General features: G+C 65.1%; 2 protein-coding genes and 1 pseudogene. 2 read left to right on the forward strand and 1 reads right to left on the reverse strand.

Annotation, left to right across the window (positions count from 1 at the left end; translation table 11 throughout):
• Positions 1-137: 137 nt before the first annotated feature.
• Positions 138-1,070 carry an NAD-dependent epimerase/dehydratase family protein gene (locus Q0693_RS07745; RefSeq protein ID WP_298630497.1) on the forward strand — a complete coding sequence of 311 codons (933 nt, stop codon included), beginning with the start codon at positions 138-140 and terminating at the stop codon, positions 1,068-1,070.
• 32 nt (positions 1,071-1,102) lie between these two features.
• Complete coding sequence (locus Q0693_RS07750; RefSeq protein ID WP_298630499.1) at positions 1,103-2,146, forward strand: tellurite resistance protein-like permease; 1,044 nt, start codon at positions 1,103-1,105, stop codon at positions 2,144-2,146.
• Here Q0693_RS07750 and Q0693_RS07755 read toward each other — a convergent pair.
• Positions 2,099-3,457, reverse strand: a pseudogene (locus Q0693_RS07755) (lyase family protein); the annotation flags it as partial. The gene Q0693_RS07750 and the pseudogene Q0693_RS07755 sit on opposite strands and share 48 nt — an antisense overlap.
• Positions 3,458-3,595: the final 138 nt, after the last annotated feature.

Consider the following 3,595-nt stretch of genomic DNA (forward strand, 5'->3'; position numbering starts at 1 on the left):
GCACCATCAAGTGGCGGCCCGGCAACGAGCCCGAGGTGAAAATCGGCTAGGAAGCCCTCCTTGGCGGGGTAGGTGGGCTAGGTTTTGCCATCTGCCCATTGGGAGGTGGGGTTGCGCATTCCAAACCCGAGGTGTGTATGCGGGTACTGGTTACGGGTGGAGCGGGGTTTATTGGAAGCCATATCGTGGAAAGCCTTCTAGGGGAGGGCCTCGAGGTGGCCGTCTTGGACAACCTCTCCACGGGCAAACGGGAGAACGTGCCCAAGGGGGTTTACTTCTATAAGGTGGACCTGCGGGACCGGGAAGGGTTGGAGAGGGTCTTTCGCGAGTTCCGTCCCACCCACGTCTCCCACCAGGCGGCCCAGGCTTCGGTGAAGGTGAGCGTGGACAATCCCCTGCTGGATTTTGAGGTCAACCTGGTAGGAGGCCTAAACCTCTTGGAGGCCATGCGGAAGTGGGGAGCGGAAAAACTGGTCTTCGCCTCCACCGGGGGGGCCATCTACGGAGAGGTACCGGAGGGGGAAGAGGCGGAGGAAACCTGGCCCCCCAAACCCAAAAGCCCCTATGCCGCCAGCAAGGCGGGCTTTGAGCACTACCTTTCCGCCTACGGGCAGAACTACGGGCTCAAGTGGGTTTCCCTGCGCTACGCCAACGTCTATGGCCCCCGGCAAGACCCCCACGGGGAGGCTGGGGTGGTGGCCATCTTCTCGGAAAGGGTGCTCAAAGGGGAGCCGGTAACCCTCTACGCCCGGAAGAGCCCGGGGGACGAGGGATGCGTGCGGGACTACATCTATGTGGGGGATGTGGTGCAGGCCCATAACCTGGCCCTAAAGGGTCTGGAAGGGGTCTACAACGTGGGGACCGGGGAAGGGCACACCACCATGGAGGTCCTAGAGACCGTGGCCCAGGCCGCCGGGCGGACCCCCCAGGTCAACCCTGCCCCCCCGCGCCCAGGGGACCTGGAGCGGAGCGTCCTCTCCCCCCACAAGCTCATGGCCCATGGCTGGCGCCCCCAGGTGAGCTTTGCCGAGGGCATCCGGCTCACCGTGGAATACTTCCGAGGCCGTTGACATACCCCCTACCCCTATCTCAAGATGGGGGCATGAGCGTACGCTTTTTCCATCCCGCCTGGTTCGCCATGATCATGGGGAGTAGCGGGGTCGCCGTAGTCCTGAAACGCTTTGGCCTCGAGGACCTGGCCCACCTGGCCTATGGCCTTACCGCCCTCCTCCTTTTGGCCAGCCTTGGCCTTTTCCTGGCCAAGCTCCTGGCCCACGCCCCGGCAGTCTGGCAGGAGCTCCACCACCCCCTCCTTTCCCAGCTTTACGCCACCTTCCCCTTAGCCCTTTTGCTCTTCGGCCTGGCCAGCCACCAGGTGATGGGCTGGACAGGCTTGGCCCTGGGGCTCTTCGCCCTAGGCGCCCCCCTGGTCCTCCTGGTCAGCCTCCTCCTGGGGTACCTTATCTTCACCCGGCTGCGCCTTCCCCTCGAGGCCGCCAACGGCACCTGGTTCATACCCCCGGTTTCCGCCATCGTGGTGCCGCTGGCGGGGGGTCCTCTCCTCCCCCTGTTGGGCCGGGAAGCCTTCTACGGGATGCTGGCCTTCCTGGGGCTAGGCTTCCTGCTCTTCCTCCTGGTGGGGGCCATGCTCCTTTCCCGCCTCTACGCCCACGACCGCCCCGCCCCGGAACTGGTGCCCAGCCTCTTCGTGGGGCTGGCCCCGGTGGGCGTGGGGATTCTGGCCCCCCTTTCCCTGTTTAAAGGGGCCCAGCAAGCCGGGCTCTACGCCTTGAACCTCGAGGGCCTCTACCTCCTGGGGGCCTTCCTTTGGGGCCTGGGGGGGTGGTGGTTTGTCCTGGCCCTAGTCCTCCTGCTGGAAAACCTGGGGATCAGAAGGGTGCGTCTTCCCTTTGCGCCCGGCCTTTGGGCCCTGGTCTTCCCCATGGCCGCCTTCACCCTGGCCACCCATGCCCTGGCGGATGGCTTGGAAAGCCGATTCTTCAGGGTTATGGCCTGGTTCCTCTTCCTGGTGCTGCAAAGCCTATACCTCCCCCTGCTCCTCCGCAGCCTGCTGGCCTTCCTCCGCCTGGAGGTGCTAAGGTCCCCGCGCCAACCGGCGCCGGGCCAAGCGCACCCGGGCCCTTAGGGCCGCCAGGTCCTTGCCGTCCTCCCTCAGGCGCCTTTGCGCCCCTTTTCGGGCCTCCTCCCTGGCCTTAGGGCCCACCCCTCCCAGAACCTCCCGGCGGGCAAAAAAGGCCTCCAGGCCCATCCAGGCAATAAGTTCCTCCCGCTCCACCCCCAAACGTTCGGGCCGCACCCCGGGCAGGGTCCCCTGAACCCGGCGGTAAGCCTCCCCCAAGGGCACGCCCTTCCGCACCAGAAGGTCCACCGCCTCCGAGGCCAGGACCTCAGGGGAGAGTTCCTCCAGGAGGAGGACGGTTTCAAAGCGGCTTTCCTCGAGGGCCACCCGGGTGAGCTCCACCGCCCCTTCCGCCCGCTCCAAAAGGTCGGCTAGAGGCTCCAATACCCCGGTGGAGTGGTCATTTAGATCGGTAAAGGGGGTATTGTGGTTTAAAAAGGCCAGGGTACCTATTCCCCCCAGGAGCTGGCCCGCATAGATGCGGGCGTGTTCCAAAACCACGGGATTCCGCTTCTGCGGCATAAAGCTGGAGCCCTGGGACACGCTTTCCCCCACCACAAAGGCCCCCCGCTCCGCCCAGAAAAGGAGGTCGGTAAGGAATCGGGAAAGGCTAGCCCCCATCCCCCCCAAGGCCGCGGCCAGCTCCAGGGCATAATCCCCCGAGGCCACGGCGTCCAAGGTGTTCTCTACGGGTCCGGCGAAACCCAAAAGGGCCGCCAGCCGCGCCCGGTCCACGGGATAAGGGTTTCCCGCCAGGGCGCTGGCCCCCAAAGGGGAGCGGTCCAGGGTATCCAAAGCCCTTCTTAGCCGGCGGAAATCCCTCTCCAAAAGCGCCGCTACCCCCAGGAGGTAATGGTCTAAGGTGGAGGGCTGGGCCGGCTGGTGGTGGGTGCGAAGGACCAAGGGCACCCCGGCGTGGGATTGCGCCACCTGCAAGACCACTTCCCGCAGGCGCAGGAAGTCCCCCAGTAAGGCCACCACCCGGTCCCTGAGGTAGGCGCGGAAAACGGTGAGGTCCAAATCGTTGCGGGAAAGCCCCCGGCGGATGGCCCCCGCCACCTCCTCCCCCCAGTGCTCGGAAAGCTGGGCGTAGATGGAAAAGAACACATCCTCCACCTCCCCGGTGAAGCTGGGAAGCGGGAGGGTGCGCAGCTCCCTCAAGGCCGCCACCGCCTCCCCCGCCTTGGGAATGCCCAGCCGGGAAAGCTCCAGGGCATAGGCGGTCAGGGCGTCAAAGAAATGGGGGACCAAGGCCTCCCGGGCAAAGCGGTAATGGCGGCCTAGGACAAAGCGGCGGTAAACGGCATGCCAACGCATGCTTTCATCCTAGACCTTCCCGGAGGACTTGCCGGGTAGCCTCGGGCATGGTATCTTTTCACCGAGTACAACCCGAAAGGAGGCACACGGTGAAACGCAGGGAGTTTTTGAAGAAGCTGGGTGTGGGTACCTTGGCTG

The organism is uncultured Thermus sp. (assembly GCF_938010445.1).
In the GTDB taxonomy this organism is placed as follows: domain Bacteria; phylum Deinococcota; class Deinococci; order Deinococcales; family Thermaceae; genus Thermus; species Thermus altitudinis.

Bases quoted from the DNA above. Each gene is read 5' to 3' on its own strand.
- Q0693_RS07745 (WP_298630497.1), top strand. From the start codon at position 138: ATGCGGGTACTGGTTACGGGTGGAGCGGGGTTTATTGGAAGCCATATC.
- Q0693_RS07750 (WP_298630499.1), top strand. From the start codon at position 1,103: ATGAGCGTACGCTTTTTCCATCCCGCCTGGTTCGCCATGATCATGGGG.